The following is a 16140-nucleotide window of genomic DNA, read 5'->3' on the forward strand; positions in this document are numbered from 1 at the left end:
TTTGTCGCACGTCGCAGTGAACGGCCCCGTAAGGCCGTTCGCTATCCACTTAGAGAAAAGGTGATTTCCATGGCGGAACAACTATCCACAGGTAAGTGCGATTCACCGTTACTCCAAGCGTTCGTCGACAATCGCAACATCCTCGTCAAGATCGCGGCCCGCATCACCGGCTGCCGCTCTCGGGCCGAGGATGTCGTCCAGGACGCTTTCTTCCGTCTCAATTCCGCGCCGCAGATCACCTCGTCGTTCAAGGCGCAGCTGAGCTATCTGTTCCAGATCGTGCGCAACCTGGCCATCGACCATTACCGCAAGCAGGCAATGGAAATGAAGTACTCGGGAAGCGAAGAGGAAGGCTTGAACGTGGTGGTCCAGGGCGCCTCGCCCGAGGCCGCGCATATCAACTTCGCCACCCTCGAACATATTGCCGATGCGTTGACCGAACTGCCGCCGCGCACCCGCTACGCCTTCGAGATGTACCGCCTGCACGGCGTTGCGCAAAAGGACATTGCCAAGGAACTCGGCGTGTCCCCGACCCTGGTCAACTTCATGATCCGCGATGCCCTGGTGCACTGCCGCAAGGTGTCCAGCGCCCGCAGTGCCGGCTCGACCCACTGAATCACCGGGCGGGCGTGGCGGTCACCTGGATCTGGTAGGGCTGGAAGATCCTCGTCAGCTCGCCGCTGACCCGTAACTGCTCGAGCAACGCGGCGAATTCCTCGCCGCTGATCTTCGCCTGCGGACGCAGCAGCGCGTAATGGTGATAGACCTGGTCGATGCGCTGCGAGGCGAGCAACTCATCGGCGCTGCCCGGGTTGCGCACCATGTAGTCGCTCAGGTACGAGCGGGTGACCAGGGCGATGTCGGCACGGCCGCGCTGCACCATCAGCAGGTTGCTGTCGTGGGAATAAGTGAGCGTGGCGTTGTAGGTAGTGGCCAGGTAGCGCGGGTCGGGATTGAAATTGGCGAAGGCGTACTGGTAACCGCTGAACAGGGCCAGGCGCTTGCCCTTGAGGTCGTCGAAGTAACGCTGGTCGCGTCCTTCGGTACGGTGGGTGACGAAGACTTCGGCATCCTCCAGGCCCATGTCCACGCTGACGTGGGCGATGTTCTGCCAGCCCCAGTCCGGGTTTTCGAAGATCGCCATGTCCACCCGCCCCTGTTCGAAATCACGGAAGCGCCGCGGAATCGAAGTGGGCACCAGGACAAAGTGGAAGCGTTGCTGCGCCTTGTTCAGCGCTTCGGCCAGTTGCGGCAGCAAACCGGTATCCGCGCCCTGCTCGGGGCGCACGGTGTAAGGCGGAAAATGCGCCGCGCCGATCTTGATATCGACGCTTTCCCCGGCGAAAACCGCCTCTGCCTGCCAGGTCAGGAAGAGACACGATAACGAAAGCAATACCCGTGGTATTGGCGCTGGGATCAAGGGCAACACTCTCAAGGATTTCCGGCCTGAATCCAACTAAGCTAGGGGTTTTCCCGAGGTAACACAACCCGCTGCATGCGCCATTTTCGCGCACTGAGGGCAAAATGCCACGGGATACCGGCAGCCGCCGGGTTTGGCTACGCTTGAGCCTTATCTTGTCAGGGAAACAGTTATGGGCCATTGGTTGGTGATCGACCTGGAAGCCACCACCGATGACGGCGGCTGGCCGATCACGGAAATGGAAATCATCGAAATCGGCGCGAGCCTGGTCAATCGCGAAGGCCGCGAGGTGGATCACTTCCAGCGCTTCGTCAAACCGCGGCGGCGTCCGCAACTGACGGCGTTCTGCCGCCAGTTGACCCATATCACCCAGGCCAACGTGGATGGCGCGGCGCCCTTTGCCGACGTCTGGGAACAGTTCGAGCGCTGGCTGGGCAACTACCAGCCACGCCTGGAGGGCTGGACCAGCTGGGGCGACTACGATCGCAAGCAACTGCTTCAGGAATGGCAGGCCAATGGCATCGACAGCCTGCTGGCCCGGGTTCCCCACCTCAACCTCAAGCAGCGCTTCGCCAAGGCCCGCCACCTGAGCCGGCCGCCGGGGCTCAACGGCGCGTTGCAACTGGCCGGATTGCAGTTTCAAGGGCAACAGCATCGGGCCCTGGAAGATGCCCGCAACACCGCGCGTTTGCTGCCGTTGACCCTGCCGTTGCAGGGCACCTGAAAGCGGATGACGAGACCAGCCGGCTTGGGCATACTGGCCGGCCTTTTTGGTCCCTTTCTTTTCAGGAGTCGCCCATGTTCAAAGTCAACGAGTACTTCGATGGCACGGTCAAATCCATCGCCTTCACCGGCGCTGAAGGTCCGGCCACTATCGGCGTCATGGCCCCGGGCGAATACGAGTTTGGCACTGCCCAGCGTGAAATCATGCACGTGGTCTCCGGCGCCCTGACCGTCAAGCTGCCAGACAGCGACAACTGGGAAACCTTCTCCGCCGGCAGCCAGTTCAATGTGCCGGCCAATGCCAAGTTCCAACTGAAGGTAGCGGTGGATACCGCCTACCTGTGCGAGTACCGCGACTGATCAGCGGCTTGCACAAACCCCTGTGGGAGCTGGCTTGCCAGCGATAGGGCCGGCAAGGGCAATGACGTAGCCTGATCTGGCCTCATCGCTGGCAAGCCAGCTCCCACAGGGTTCTCGGCTCACTTCAGGAATTGTGCAACCCGCTCCGCCGCCGTCTGCATGTGATCGGCATGAGTGAAGCCTGAAGCCTTCAACGGCTTGAGGTCATGATCCCCCGCCTCCAGCCAGCACAGCTCGATCGCCGGCGACAGTTCATAGTCTTCCACCGCCTCCCTGTTCCCCAGCGCATCCCGCGTGCCCTGCACGATCAGCGTCGGCGTCTTCAGCCCGGCCAGATGCGCCACCCGCGGCTTCTCCGGCTTGCCCGGTGCATAGAAGGGATAGCCCAGGCACACCAGAGCGTCCGCTCCCAGCTCGTCCACCAGCAGACTGGCCATGCGCCCGCCCATGGACTTGCCGCCAACCGCCAGCGGCCCAGCGACCAATGGTCGCACCTCGCGCCACACCTCGCGCCAGCTCTCCAGCAAAACCGCCTGGGGATTCGGCGGCCTTTTGCCACCAGTGGCGCGGCGCTGCGCCATGTACGGGAACTCGAAGCGCAGCACGCCAACCCCTTGCCCGGCGAGCCTTTGCGCGATGTCGTCCATGAACCCGCTGTCCATCGGCGCACCCGCCCCGTGGGCAAGCACCAGGCAGCCGCGAACCCCGCCATCTGCCTGATTTTGCGGGGCATTCCACAACCACCCGCGCACGTTCGCCCTGTTCGCCAATTGATCCCCGTCAATACCGGCGACCTGCCCATTAATCATGCTTGCCTCGCTTTCTAGCCTGCCTATAACCGTGGATGGGAACCCATACATGAACACAACCAGCAGTACCGCCTACAACTACAAGGTGGTCCGCCAATTCGCCATTATGACGGTGATATGGGGAATCGTCGGGATGGGGCTCGGCGTTTTCATCGCCGCGCAACTCGTCTGGCCCGCCCTCAACTTCGACCTTCCCTGGACCAGCTTCGGGCGCCTGCGCCCGCTGCATACCAACGCGGTGATCTTCGCCTTCGGTGGGTGCGCGCTGTTCGCCAGCTCGTACTACTCGGTCCAGCGAACCTGCCAGACCACCCTGTTCGCGCCCGCGCTCGCCGCGTTCACGTTCTGGGGCTGGCAACTGGTGATCCTGCTCGCCGCCATCACCTTGCCGCTGGGCTACACCAGCTCCAAGGAATACGCCGAGCTGGAATGGCCGATCGACATCCTCATCACCATCGTCTGGGTGGCCTATGCCGTGGTGTTCTTCGGTACGCTGATCAAGCGCAACACCAAGCACATCTACGTCGGCAACTGGTTCTTCGGCGCCTTCATCCTCACCGTGGCGATGCTGCACATCGTCAACAACCTGGAACTGCCGGTCAGCCTGACCAAGTCCTACTCGCTGTACAGCGGCGCCACCGACGCCATGGTCCAGTGGTGGTACGGCCACAACGCCGTGGGCTTCTTCCTGACCGCCGGCTTCCTGGGGATGATGTACTACTTCGTGCCGAAACAGGCCGAGCGTCCGGTGTATTCCTATCGCCTGTCCATCGTGCACTTCTGGGCGCTGATCACCCTGTACATCTGGGCAGGTCCGCACCACCTGCACTACACCGCCCTGCCCGACTGGGCCCAGTCCCTCGGCATGATCATGTCCCTGGTGCTGCTGGCGCCAAGCTGGGGCGGCATGATCAACGGCATGATGACCCTCTCGGGCGCCTGGCATAAGCTGCGCTCCGACCCGATCCTGCGCTTCCTGGTGGTGTCCCTGGCGTTCTACGGCATGTCGACCTTCGAAGGCCCGATGATGGCCATCAAGACCGTCAACGCCCTGTCCCACTACACCGACTGGACCATCGGCCACGTACACGCCGGTGCCCTCGGCTGGGTCGCGATGATCTCCATCGGCGCCCTGTACCACATGATCCCGAAAGTCTTCGGCCGTACCCAGATGCACAGCATCGGCCTGATCAACGCGCACTTCTGGCTCGCCACCATCGGCACCGTGCTCTACATCGCCTCGATGTGGGTCAACGGTATCGCCCAGGGCCTGATGTGGCGTGCGGTCAACGCCGACGGCACGCTGACCTACTCGTTCGTGGAAACCCTGGTGGCCAGCCACCCGGGCTTCATCGTGCGCTTCGTCGGCGGTGCGATCTTCCTGACCGGCATGCTGCTGATGGCCTGGAACACCTGGCGCACCGTGCGTGCCCCGGTTGCGGCCACCGCAGACGCTTCCGCGCAGCTGGCCTGAGGAGTACGAGATGAAACACGAAGCCATTGAAAAGAACGTCTTCCTGCTGGTTTTGCTGATGGTGTTCGCCGTGAGCATCGGCGGCCTGACCCAGATCGTTCCGCTGTTCTTCCAGGACGTCACCAACAAGCCGGTCGAAGGCATGAAGCCCTACACCGCGCTGCAACTGGAAGGCCGCGATATCTACATCCGCGAAGGCTGCGTCGGCTGTCACTCGCAGATGATCCGTCCGTTCCGCGCCGAAACCGAGCGCTATGGCCACTACTCGGTGGCCGGTGAAAGCGTCTGGGACCACCCGTTCCTCTGGGGCTCCAAGCGTACCGGCCCTGACCTGGCCCGCGTGGGTGGCCGCTACTCCGACGATTGGCACCGCGCGCACCTGTACAACCCGCGCAACGTGGTACCGGAGTCGAAGATGCCGGCGTACCCCTGGCTGGTCGCCCAGCAAGTGGATACCAGCCATACCGAAGCCAAGATCAAGGCCATGCGCACCCTCGGCGTGCCGTACAGCGACGACGACATCAGCGGTGCCGTCGCCTCGGTCAAGGGCAAGACCGAAATGGACGCCCTGGTCGCCTACCTGCAGGTGCTCGGCACCGCGATCAAGAACAAGAGGTAAGCGCCATGGATTTCAGTCTGGATATCGGCCAGTTGCGCGGCCTCGGCACCCTGGTGGTGGCGATCGCCTTCATCGGCCTGTCGCTCTGGGTCTTCAACCGCCGGCGTGACCGCGAGTTCGCCGAAGCGAGCCTGCTGCCCTTCGCCGACGACCGCCTGCCCAACGCCGAACAAGAAAACGCCACGAGGAGTAATCGGCAATGACCACCTTCTGGAGTACGTATATCAGCGTACTGACCATCGGTAGCCTGATCGGCCTGACCTGGTTGCTGCTGTCCACCCGCAAGGGCGAGACACCCGGCAGCACCGACCAGACCATGGGCCACGCCTTCGATGGCATCGAGGAGTACGACAACCCGCTGCCACGCTGGTGGTTCTGGCTGTTCGTCGGCACCCTGGTGTTCGCCGCCGGCTACCTGGTGCTCTACCCTGGCCTGGGCAACTGGAAAGGCATCCTGCCCGGCTATGAAAATGGCTGGACCGGCGCCAACGAGTGGCAGAAGGAGATGGAGCGCGCCGATGCCAAGTACGGGCCGATCTTCGCCAAGTTCGCCGCCATGCCGGTGGAAGAAGTGGCCAAGGACCCGCAAGCGCTGAAGATGGGCGGCCGCCTGTTCGCCTCCAACTGCGCCGTGTGCCACGGTTCCGACGCCAAGGGTTCCTACGGCTTCCCCAACCTGACCGACAAGGACTGGCGCTGGGGCGGCGAGCCGGAAACCATCAAGACCACCATCATGCTGGGTCGCCACGGTGTGATGCCGGCCTGGTCGGAGGTGATCGGCGAGCAGGGCGTGGCCGACGTGGCCGCCTTCGTGCTGACCAAGCTGGATGGCCGCAGCGTGCCGGAAGGCACCAAGGCCGACCCGGCCAACGGCGAGAAGATCTTCGCGGCCAACTGCGTGGCCTGCCACGGTGCGGAAGGCAAGGGTACGCCAGCGATGGGTGCGCCCAACCTGACTCACCCGCAGGCGTTCATCTACGGTTCGAGCTTCGCCCAGTTGCAGCAGACCATCCGTTATGGCCGCCAGGGCCAGATGCCTGCCCAGCAGGACATCCAGGGCAACGACAAGGTCCACTTGCTGGCCGCGTACGTCTACAGCCTTTCGCAGGAAGGCGACAAGACTTCTGCACAGTAAGCCTTCGATCCATCTGAGGATTGACTGAAACCGCCGCACCCGAACCGGGTGCGGCGGTTTTTTTCGCGCCTGCGGCAGAGTGTCGCACCCCTTCCGCGTACCTCCTTGCACCCCCTCCGAACGGGACTAAGCTTGTTGCCACATGGGGCTTCAGGTGATGTCGACCCTACACCCCTGTCGGGTGACCTCACTTCGCCACAGCCGCGCAAACGCCGATGGCCCTTTGCTTTCCCCTAGTTTTCGCAGGGAGAAAGCGTGGCGTCTCGACGGGAATCGGTGCCTTGTTGGGCGTGCAATCCACAATAAAAATGGTGCACATAAATAATTGATTATTGTGTACAATTTGCGCGGTAGTTGGGTCGGAAGGGCCGCAGCAAAGGCCCTGGAGAGCCGTGGGACGGTACCCCTTGCGTTGCAATACCCACACTCCCTGTAGATACTTGCGCCGATTTCTCTACCTACAAAAACACCTAAAAACCGTGGAACCTTAGAATGAGCACAGCAATCAGTCCGACTGCTTATAACTATAAGGTCGTCCGCCAGTTCGCCATCATGACGGTGGTCTGGGGGATCCTTGGCATGGGCCTCGGTGTCTTCATCGCCTCGCAACTGGTCTGGCCGCAGCTGAACCTTGACCTGCCATGGACGAGCTTTGGACGCCTGCGCCCCTTGCACACCAACCTGGTGATCTTCGCCTTCGGCGGGTGTGCGCTGTTCGCCACTTCCTACTATGTCGTGCAGCGAACCTGCCAGACCCGACTGATCTCCGACAGCCTCGCGGCCTTCACCTTCTGGGGTTGGCAAGCGGTGATCGTCAGTGCACTGATCACCCTGCCCATGGGCTACACCACCACCAAGGAATACGCCGAGCTGGAATGGCCGATCGCCATTTTGCTGGCCATCGTCTGGGTAACCTACGCGGTGGTGTTCTTCGGCACCATCGTCAAGCGCAAGACCAAGCACATCTATGTCGGCAACTGGTTCTACGGTGCCTTCATCCTGGTCACCGCGATGCTGCACATCGTCAACCACATCTCGCTGCCGGTGAGCTTCTTCAAGTCGTACTCGGCCTACGCCGGCGCCACCGACGCGATGATCCAGTGGTGGTACGGGCACAACGCCGTGGGCTTCTTCCTGACCACCGGCTTCCTCGGCATGATGTACTACTTCGTGCCCAAGCAGGCCGAGCGTCCGATCTACTCGTACCGCCTGTCCATCGTGCACTTCTGGGCGCTGATCACCCTGTACATCTGGGCAGGTCCCCACCACCTGCACTACACCGCCCTGCCCGACTGGGCCCAATCCCTGGGCATGGTGATGTCGATCATCCTCCTGGCACCCAGCTGGGGCGGCATGATCAACGGCATGATGACCCTCTCGGGCGCCTGGCATAAGCTGCGCACCGACCCGATCCTGCGCTTCCTGGTGGTGTCCCTGGCCTTCTACGGCATGTCGACCTTCGAAGGCCCGATGATGGCGATCAAGACCGTCAACTCGCTCTCCCACTACACCGACTGGACCATCGGCCACGTACACGCCGGTGCCCTCGGCTGGGTGGCGATGATCTCCATCGGCGCCGTGTACCACATGATCCCGAAACTCTACGGTCGCGCGCAGATGCACAGCATCGGCCTGATCAACGCGCACTTCTGGCTCGCCACCATCGGCACCGTGCTCTACATCGCCTCGATGTGGGTCAACGGCATCACCCAGGGCCTGATGTGGCGTGCGATCAACGATGACGGCACCCTCACCTACTCCTTCGTCGAAGCCCTGCAAGCCAGCCATCCGGGCTACATCGTCCGCGCCCTGGGCGGTGCGTTCTTCGCCTCGGGCATGCTGCTGATGGCCTGGAACGTCCTGCGCACCGTACGCGCGTCGAAACCGGCCGAGGCTGCGGCCGCCGAACAGATCGTCGTCGTGGGAGCGCACTGATGAAGCACGAAGTAGTCGAGAAGAATATCGGCCTGCTGGCCTTCTTCATGGTCATCGCCGTGAGCATCGGCGGCCTGACCCAGATCGTTCCGCTGTTCTTCCAGGACGTCACCAACAAGCCGGTCGAAGGCATGAAGCCGCGCACCGCGCTGGAACTGGAAGGCCGCGACGTGTACATCCGCGAAGGCTGCGTCGGCTGCCACTCGCAGATGATCCGTCCGTTCCGCGCCGAGACCGAGCGCTACGGCCACTACTCGGTGGCCGGCGAAAGCGTCTGGGACCACCCGTTCCTCTGGGGTTCCAAGCGCACCGGTCCTGACCTGGCACGGGTTGGCGGTCGTTACTCCGATGACTGGCACCGCGCGCACCTGTACAACCCGCGCAACGTCGTGCCCGAGTCGAAAATGCCGGCCTACCCGTGGCTGGTGGAAAACAAGCTCGATGGCAAGGACACCGCGAAGAAGATGGAAGTCCTGCGCACCCTGGGCGTGCCGTACACCGACGCGGATATCGCCGGTGCCCGCGACGCGGTCAAGGGCAAGACCGAAATGGACGCGCTGGTCGCGTACCTCCAGGGCCTCGGCACCATCATCAAAAGCAAACGGTGACTGCGATGGATATCGGGATGATTCGTGGCCTGGGCACCGTCGTGGTGATGGTGGCCTTCGTGGGCCTGGCGTTATGGGTGTTCAGTTCTCGGCGCAAATCCGAGTTCGACGAAGCGACCATGCTGCCCTTCGCGGATGATCCCGAGGCCAGCAAGCACGTCGAGCAAGCGCAAGAGAAAGCGTCTAGGAGTAACAACGAATGACTACCTTCTGGAGTCTGTACGTCACCGTTCTGAGTCTGGGCACCATCTTCGCCCTGACCTGGCTGCTGCTCTCCACCCGCAAGGGCCAGCGCAGCGAAACCACCGAAGAAACCGTCGGCCATTCCTTCGACGGCATCGAGGAATACGACAACCCGCTGCCGAAATGGTGGTTCATGCTGTTCGTCGGCACCATCATCTTCGCCCTCGGCTACCTGGCGCTGTACCCGGGCCTGGGCAACTGGAAGGGCATCCTGCCGGGCTACCAGTACCTGGATACCGAGAAGCAAGTGCAGTTCGCCAACGGCCAGGCCGGCTGGACCGGCGTGCACGAGTGGGAGAAGGAAATGGCCCGGGCCGATGCGAAGTTCGGGCCGATCTTCGCCAAATTCGCCGCCATGCCAATCGAAGAAGTGGCCAAGGATCCGCAAGCGCTGAAGATGGGCGGCCGTCTGTTCGCCTCGAACTGCTCGGTCTGCCACGGCTCCGACGCCAAGGGTTCCTACGGCTTCCCCAACCTCACCGACAACGACTGGCGCTGGGGCGGCGAACCGGAAACCATCAAGCAGACCATCATGGCCGGTCGCCATGGCGTGATGCCGGCCTGGGCCGAAGTCATCGGCGAGCAGGGCGTGGCGGACGTCGCCGCGTACGTGCTGACCAAGCTCGATGGCCGCACCCTGCCGGAAGGCACCAAGGCCGACCCGGCCAACGGGCAGAAGATCTTCGCCGCCAACTGCGTGGCCTGCCATGGTCCGGAAGGTAAAGGCACCCCGGCGATGGGCGCACCCAACCTGACCCACCCGCAGGCGTTCATCTACGGTTCGAGCTTCGCCCAGCTGCAGCAGACCATCCGTTATGGCCGCCAGGGCCAGATGCCGGCGCAGCAGGAAATCCAGGGCAACGACAAGGTCCACCTGCTGGCGGCCTATGTCTACAGCCTGTCGCACAAGGATGAAAAGCCGGCCGAGGCGCAGTAAGGCCCGGCGGTAGACAAGGCCCCGTCAGTGCAGGCTGGTGGGGCCTTTTTTCTTGGCAGATGGATGCAGTGGTGTTCTTCCGGGCCTCATCGCTGGCAAGCCAGCTCCCACAGTGACCGCGTCGCACCACAGACCCCTGTGGGAGCTGGCTTGCCAGCGATAGGGCCCGAAAGACCACCCTCAGTTGACCTGCATCAATTGACATCGCCATTACACCATTGCCAGCTGCAAACCAACGCGACCTAAGGTCGCACCCGCGCCCCGGGGCCCCTGCACAGGCGTATGATGCGGGCCAGAGCAGCAACACTTCTGACTGCGGTCGGCATGCACTGGCCGCGGCATTTTTCCACTGCCGTGGGACTGTAGACGATGAGCAAGCAGATTCCTGTACAAGACATCACCCCGCCCGCCAAGAACAAGAAAGACACTGGCGTCGACCTCTACGCTGCCCGGGAGAAGATCTACACCCGGGCCTTCACCGGTATCTTCCGCAACCTGCGCATGGCGGGCGGGGCCCTGCTGTTCCTGCTCTACTTCGGCACCGTATGGCTCGACTGGGGCGGACGCCAGGCCGTCTGGTGGGACCTGCCGGAGCGCAAGTTCTACATCTTCGGCGCGACCATCTGGCCCCAGGACTTCATCCTCCTTTCCGGCATCCTCATCGTCGCCGCCTTCGGCCTGTTCTTCATCACCGTGTTCGCCGGCCGTGTCTGGTGCGGCTACACCTGCCCGCAAAGCGTGTGGACCTGGATCTTCATGTGGTGCGAGAAGATCACCGAAGGCGACCGCAACCAGCGCATGAAACTGGACAAGGCGCCGATGAGCGGCAACAAGTTCCTGCGCAAGTTCGCCAAGCACAGCCTCTGGCTGCTGATCGGCTTCGTCACCGGCATCACCTTCGTCGGCTACTTCGCACCGATCCGCGAGCTGCTGGTGGACTTCTTCACCGGCCAGGCCGACGGCTGGTCCTATTTCTGGGTCGGTTTCTTCACCCTGGCCACCTACGGCAACGCCGGCTGGCTGCGCGAACAGGTGTGCGTGTACATGTGCCCCTACGCGCGCTTCCAGAGCGTGATGTTCGACAAGGACACCCTGATCGTTTCCTACGACCCGCGTCGCGGCGAGAACCGTGGCCCGCGTAAAAAGGACGTGGACTACAAGGCCAAGGGCCTCGGCGACTGCATCGACTGCACCATGTGCGTCCAGGTCTGCCCCACCGGCATCGACATCCGCGACGGCCTGCAGATCGAGTGCATCGGTTGTGCCGCCTGCATCGACGCCTGCGACAGCATCATGGACAAGATGAACTACCCGCGCGGGCTGATCAGCTACACCACCGAGCACAACCTGTCCGGGCAGAAGACCCACCTGCTGCGCCCGCGGCTGATCGGTTACTTCGTGGTCCTGCTGGCGATGATCGGCCTGCTGGCCACGGCCTTCCTCATGCGCCCGCTGGTCGGCTTCGACGTCAGCAAGGACCGCGTGCTGTACCGCGAGAACGCCCAGGGCTGGATCGAGAACGTGTACAGCCTGAAGGTCATGAACAAGGACCAGCGCGACCACGTCTACGTCCTCGAAGCCCAGGGCCTGCCGAACCTGCGGCTCGAAGGGGCCAGGGAAATCCGCGTCGCGGCCGGCGACATCGTCAGCCTGCCGGTGCAGCTGTCGGTCTCGCCCGAGCAGTTGCCGTCGACCACCAACGAAGTCACCTTCATTCTCCGGGACGCCGACGACAGCGCTTCGGAAGTCGAAGCCAAGAGCCGGTTCATCGGCCCGCAAATCCGTTAAGAGAGCACGCCAATGCCTGCAACGAACACCGTTCACAGCGTCTGGTACAAGAACCTCTGGCCTTGGATCATCATCGGCATCCTCGCCACCTCGGTGACCCTGAGCCTGACCATGGTCAGCATCGCGGTGAACAACCCGGACAACCTGGTCAACGACAACTACTACGAGGCCGGCAAGGGCATCAACCGCTCGCTGGACCGCGAGTTGCTGGGGCAGACCCTGAAGCTCAAGGCCAATGTGCACCTGGACGAAGTTACCGGTGAAGTGGAACTGCGCCTGACCGGCGACAGCCAGCCACAGGCCCTGGAACTGAACCTGATCTCACCCACCCAGCCGGAGAAGGACCGCAAGATCGCCCTGGCCCTGAGCAGCGAACCGGGACGGTACCTGGGGCAACTGGAAGACAAGGTGGAAGGCCGGCGCTTCGTTGAACTGCTGGGGACGGAAAAGGGGCAGACCTGGCGGTTGTTCGAGGAAGAGGATGTGGCCCATGGAGCGACCCTGGTGCTGGGCGATGAAGAGCTGAAGGGAGCCGAGCACCTGGACAAGTGAAGTTGTGCTGTTGCTAATGGCCTCATCGCTGGCAAGCCAGCTCCCACAGAACCCTGTGGGAGCTGGCTTGCCAGCGATTGGGCTCACCACCGAAAGACCTGCGATAAGACAGTCATGACCACCCCCACGCCTTGCTATCACTGCGCCCTGCCCGTCCCCGCCGACAGCCACTTCACCGCCATCGTGCTCGGCGAACCCCGGCCATTCTGCTGCCCCGGCTGCCAGGCGGTGGCCGAGGCCATCGTTGCCGGCAAGCTGGAGAGCTATTACCAGCACCGCAGCGAAGCCAGCGCCAATCCAGATGCCCTGCCCCGCCAGTTGGCCGATGAACTGGCCCTGTACGACCGCGCCGATGTCCAGCAACCCTTCGTCCGCCATGAAGGCGAGCTGGCCGAAGCCACCCTGCTGGTCGAAGGCATCAGCTGCGCCGCCTGTGGCTGGCTGATCGAGAAACGCCTGCGCAGCCTGCCCGGGGTCGCCGAAGCACGCCTGAACCTGTCCAATCACCGCTTGCTGGTGAGCTGGGCCGACAGTCAGTTACCACTGTCCAGCCTGCTCGCCGAACTGCGCCGGATCGGCTACGCCGCCCACCCCTACCAGCCCGACCGCGCCGCCGAGCAACTGGCCGGGGAAAATCGTACCGCCCTGCGCCAGCTCGGCGTGGCCGGCCTGCTGTGGTTCCAGGCGATGATGGCCACCATGGCCACCTGGCCCGAATTCAACATCGACCTCAGCCCCGAAATGCACACCATCCTGCGCTGGGTAGCGATGTTCCTGACCACGCCCATCGTTTTCTACAGTTGCGCGCCGTTCTTCCGTGGCGCCGCCCGCGACCTGCGCACCCGCCACCTGACCATGGACGTCTCGGTGTCGCTGGCCATCGGCCTGGCCTATGCCGCCGGGATCTGGACCGCCATCACCGGCAGCGGCGAGCTGTATTTCGATGCGGTGGGCATGTTCGCCCTGTTCCTGCTCGCTGGTCGCTACCTGGAGCGCCGCGCCCGCGAGCGTACCGCCGCGGCCACCGCGCAACTGGTCAACCTGCTGCCGGCCTCGTGCCTGCGCCTGGATGCCGCCGGCAACAGCGAGCGCATCCTGCTGCGCGAGCTGCAGATCGGCGACCGCGTGCAGGTCCGGCCCGGCGCGGTGATACCGGCCGACGGGCGCATCGTCGACGGCCAGTCGAGCATCGACGAATCCCTGCTTACCGGCGAATACCTGCCCCGCCCGCGGCAGACCGGCGACAGCGTCACCGCCGGTACCCTCAATGTGGAAAGCGTACTGACCGTGGAGGTCCAGGCCCTGGGCCACGACACCCGGCTTTCCGCCATCGTTCGCTTGCTGGAGCGGGCGCAGTCGGAAAAACCGCGCCTGGCGGAAATCGCCGACCGCGCCTCGCAATGGTTCCTGCTGTTCAGCCTGGTCGCCGCTCTCGGCATCGGCCTGCTGTGGTGGCAGATCGACGCCGAGCGGGCCTTCTGGATCGTCCTGGCGATGCTGGTGGCGACCTGCCCTTGCGCCCTGTCCCTCGCCACCCCGACCGCCCTCACCGCCGCCACCGGCACCCTGCACCGCCTTGGCCTGCTGCTGACCCGCGGCCATGTGCTGGAAGGCCTGAACCAGATCGACACAGTCATCTTCGACAAGACCGGCACCCTCACCGAAGGTCGCCTGACCCTGCGCGCCATCCGCCCGCTGGCCGGGTTCGATGCCGATCACTGCCTGCGCCTGGCCGCTGCCCTGGAAAACCGCTCCGAGCACCCGATCGCCCGCGCTTTCGGCCGCACCGCCGCAGTGGCCGAAGCGGTGCAAAGCACCCCGGGCCTGGGCCTGGAAGGCCAGGTCGAAGGCCGCCTGCTGCGTATCGGCCAGGCTGCCTTCAGTTGCGAGCCAAGCGGCGCGCCAGTGCCGCCGATGCCCGACGAACCCGGCCAATGGCTGCTGCTCGGTGACCAGCAAGGCCCGCTGGCCTGGTTCGTCCTCGACGACCGCCTGCGCCACGACGCCGCCGACCTGCTCGACGCCTGTCGCGCCCGTGGCTGGCGAACCCTGCTGCTGTCCGGCGACAGTTCGCCGATGGTCGCCAGCGTCGCTGCCGAGCTGAACATCGACCAGGCCATCGGCGGCCTGCGCCCGGACGACAAGCTGCAGCGCCTCAAGGCCCTGCAGGCCGAAGGGCGCAAGGTGCTGATGCTGGGCGACGGGGTCAACGACGTGCCGGTGCTGGCGGCGGCGGATATCAGCATCGCCATGGGCTCGGCCACCGACCTGGCCAAGACCAGCGCCGACGCGGTGCTGCTGTCCAACCGCCTCGACAGCCTGGTGCAGGCCTTCGTCCTGGCCCGCCGCACCCGGCGGATCATCATCGAGAATCTGTGCTGGGCCGCGCTCTACAATGGCCTTATGCTGCCGTTTGCCGCCCTCGGCTGGATTACCCCGGTGTGGGCGGCGGTCGGCATGTCGGTCAGTTCGCTGATCGTGGTGCTCAATGCCCTGCGCCTGACCCGGCTGCGCGGCAGCGTGGCGGCGCAGCCCGCACCCGCCGCGCCCCATGCCGCGCCCGCCTGAGGAACTGCCATGCCCGCACTCTACGTGATGATTCCCGCCGCCCTGGTCCTGGTCGGCATCGCCGTGTACATCTTCTTCTGGGCGGTGGACAGCGGCCAGTACGAAGACCTCGACGGCCCGGCCCACAGCATCCTGTTCGATGACCAGGACCCCAAGCACCAGGCTGCGGTAAAAGGCGAGGAAACCGCCACGGACGACAAGCCGGAGCCGCCTGCCCGTGGTTGAACTGCTGCCCCTGCTCGGCTCCGCCTTGATCCTCGGCCTGCTCGGCGGCGGCCATTGCCTGGGCATGTGCGGCGGCCTGATGGGCGCACTGACCCTGGCCATCCCGCCCGAACAGCGCGGCCGCCGCCTGCGCCTGCTGATCGCCTACAACCTGGGCCGCGTGCTCAGCTACGCCAGCGCCGGCCTGCTGCTGGGCCTGGCCGGCTGGGCCCTGGCCGGCAGCCCGCTGGCCACGGCGATGCGCGTGCTTGCCGCGCTGTTGTTGATCGCCATGGGCCTGTACCTGGCCGGCTGGTGGAGCGGCCTGACCCGGGTGGAAGCCCTGGGGCGTGGCCTGTGGCGGCATATCCAGCCAGTGGCGACGCGCCTGCTGCCGGTTTCCAGCCTGCCCCGCGCCCTGCTGCTGGGCGCCCTGTGGGGCTGGCTGCCCTGCGGCCTGGTCTACAGCACCCTGCTCTGGGCCGCCAGCCAGGGCAGCGCCATCAACAGCGCCCTGCTGATGCTGGCGTTCGGCGTCGGCACCTGGCCGGTCCTGCTCGCCACCGGCCTGGTCGCCGAGCGTAGCAACGCCCTGTTGCGCCAGCGCGGGGTGCGCATCGCCGGTGGCCTGCTGGTGATCCTGTTCGGCCTGTGGACCCTGCCCGGCCCGCACCAGCACTGGCTCATGGGCCACTGAAGCGGGCTTGATGCAAATCAACACCGATGTACGTGGCGCTCCCTAGACTCCGGACACTGCCGTAATTC

Annotated in this window: 18 protein-coding genes; 16 read left to right on the top strand and 2 right to left on the bottom strand. The window is 64.2% G+C overall.

Annotated features, from left to right (window positions below; all coding sequences use genetic code 11):
* Positions 1-69: 69 nt before the first annotated feature.
* Positions 70-615: an RNA polymerase factor sigma-70 gene (locus tag N7650_RS23380; RefSeq protein ID WP_009396246.1), complete on the top strand. Its 546-nt coding sequence runs from the start codon at positions 70-72 to the stop codon at positions 613-615.
* 1 nt (position 616) lies between these two features.
* Here N7650_RS23380 and N7650_RS23385 read toward each other — a convergent pair whose 3' ends face one another.
* Positions 617-1420 carry a transporter substrate-binding domain-containing protein gene (locus N7650_RS23385; RefSeq protein ID WP_279900238.1) on the bottom strand — a complete coding sequence of 268 codons (804 nt, stop codon included), beginning with the start codon at positions 1418-1420 and terminating at the stop codon, positions 617-619.
* A 172-nt stretch (positions 1421-1592) separates the two neighbouring features.
* On the opposite strand from N7650_RS23385, the gene N7650_RS23390 reads away from it, so the two are divergent.
* Positions 1593-2144 (top strand): exonuclease domain-containing protein, encoded by a 552-nt coding sequence (locus tag N7650_RS23390; protein ID WP_009396234.1) that lies wholly within the window; start codon positions 1593-1595, stop codon positions 2142-2144.
* Between the two features lie 74 nt (positions 2145-2218).
* Entirely contained in the window at positions 2219-2503 is a 285-nt protein-coding gene (locus N7650_RS23395) for a pyrimidine/purine nucleoside phosphorylase (RefSeq protein WP_009396232.1), read from the top strand.
* Between the two features lie 119 nt (positions 2504-2622).
* Here the strand turns inward: N7650_RS23395 and N7650_RS23400 are convergent, their stop codons facing one another.
* Positions 2623-3312: an alpha/beta family hydrolase gene (locus tag N7650_RS23400; RefSeq protein ID WP_279900226.1), complete on the bottom strand. Its 690-nt coding sequence runs from the start codon at positions 3310-3312 to the stop codon at positions 2623-2625.
* Positions 3313-3361: 49 nt separating this feature from the next.
* On the opposite strand from N7650_RS23400, the gene ccoN (N7650_RS23405) reads away from it, so the two are divergent.
* From ccoN (N7650_RS23405) to N7650_RS23465, 13 genes are all read left to right on the top strand, one after another.
* A complete protein-coding gene (ccoN, locus tag N7650_RS23405; protein WP_009396227.1) occupies positions 3362-4786 on the top strand; it encodes a cytochrome-c oxidase, cbb3-type subunit I in 1425 nt (474 codons plus the stop codon).
* A 10-nt stretch (positions 4787-4796) separates the two neighbouring features.
* Positions 4797-5405, top strand: a complete 609-nt coding sequence (gene ccoO, locus N7650_RS23410) for a cytochrome-c oxidase, cbb3-type subunit II (RefSeq protein WP_009396226.1) — start codon at positions 4797-4799, stop codon at positions 5403-5405.
* 5 nt (positions 5406-5410) lie between these two features.
* Positions 5411-5608: a cbb3-type cytochrome c oxidase subunit 3 gene (locus N7650_RS23415; RefSeq protein ID WP_009396225.1), complete on the top strand. Its 198-nt coding sequence runs from the start codon at positions 5411-5413 to the stop codon at positions 5606-5608.
* Positions 5605-6540 carry a cytochrome-c oxidase, cbb3-type subunit III gene (ccoP, locus tag N7650_RS23420; RefSeq protein WP_279900227.1) on the top strand — a complete coding sequence of 312 codons (936 nt, stop codon included), beginning with the start codon at positions 5605-5607 and terminating at the stop codon, positions 6538-6540. The genes N7650_RS23415 and ccoP (N7650_RS23420) overlap by 4 nt, the downstream gene beginning before the upstream one ends.
* A 492-nt stretch (positions 6541-7032) precedes the next feature.
* Positions 7033-8475: a cytochrome-c oxidase, cbb3-type subunit I gene (gene ccoN / locus N7650_RS23425; protein ID WP_009396220.1), complete on the top strand. Its 1443-nt coding sequence runs from the start codon at positions 7033-7035 to the stop codon at positions 8473-8475.
* Positions 8475-9083: a cytochrome-c oxidase, cbb3-type subunit II gene (gene ccoO / locus N7650_RS23430; RefSeq protein WP_009396219.1), complete on the top strand. Its 609-nt coding sequence runs from the start codon at positions 8475-8477 to the stop codon at positions 9081-9083. The genes ccoN (N7650_RS23425) and ccoO (N7650_RS23430) overlap by 1 nt, the downstream gene beginning before the upstream one ends.
* A 5-nt stretch (positions 9084-9088) precedes the next feature.
* On the top strand, positions 9089-9286 hold the full coding sequence (locus N7650_RS23435) for a CcoQ/FixQ family Cbb3-type cytochrome c oxidase assembly chaperone (RefSeq protein ID WP_009396218.1): 198 nt from the start codon (positions 9089-9091) through the stop codon (positions 9284-9286).
* Positions 9283-10263, top strand: coding sequence for a cytochrome-c oxidase, cbb3-type subunit III (gene ccoP / locus N7650_RS23440; protein ID WP_009396217.1), 981 nt, complete (start codon positions 9283-9285; stop codon positions 10261-10263). Before N7650_RS23435 ends, ccoP (N7650_RS23440) begins: the two co-directional genes overlap by 4 nt.
* A 369-nt stretch (positions 10264-10632) precedes the next feature.
* Positions 10633-12051 carry a cytochrome c oxidase accessory protein CcoG gene (gene ccoG, locus N7650_RS23445; RefSeq protein WP_064301845.1) on the top strand — a complete coding sequence of 473 codons (1419 nt, stop codon included), beginning with the start codon at positions 10633-10635 and terminating at the stop codon, positions 12049-12051.
* A 12-nt stretch (positions 12052-12063) separates the two neighbouring features.
* Positions 12064-12603 carry a FixH family protein gene (locus tag N7650_RS23450; RefSeq protein ID WP_009396215.1) on the top strand — a complete coding sequence of 180 codons (540 nt, stop codon included), beginning with the start codon at positions 12064-12066 and terminating at the stop codon, positions 12601-12603.
* Between the two features lie 114 nt (positions 12604-12717).
* Positions 12718-15171, top strand: a complete 2454-nt coding sequence (locus N7650_RS23455) for a heavy metal translocating P-type ATPase (protein ID WP_279900228.1) — start codon at positions 12718-12720, stop codon at positions 15169-15171.
* A gap of 9 nt (positions 15172-15180) precedes the next feature.
* Complete coding sequence (gene ccoS, locus N7650_RS23460; protein WP_009396207.1) at positions 15181-15396, top strand: cbb3-type cytochrome oxidase assembly protein CcoS; 216 nt, start codon at positions 15181-15183, stop codon at positions 15394-15396.
* Positions 15389-16072 (top strand): sulfite exporter TauE/SafE family protein, encoded by a 684-nt coding sequence (locus N7650_RS23465; protein ID WP_009396206.1) that lies wholly within the window; start codon positions 15389-15391, stop codon positions 16070-16072. Before ccoS ends, N7650_RS23465 begins: the two co-directional genes overlap by 8 nt.
* Positions 16073-16140 lie beyond the last annotated feature (68 nt).

Origin of the sequence: Pseudomonas sp. GD04058 (assembly GCF_029836855.1) — a bacterium.
Taxonomy (GTDB): Bacteria; Pseudomonadota; Gammaproteobacteria; order Pseudomonadales; family Pseudomonadaceae; genus Aquipseudomonas; species Aquipseudomonas bharatica.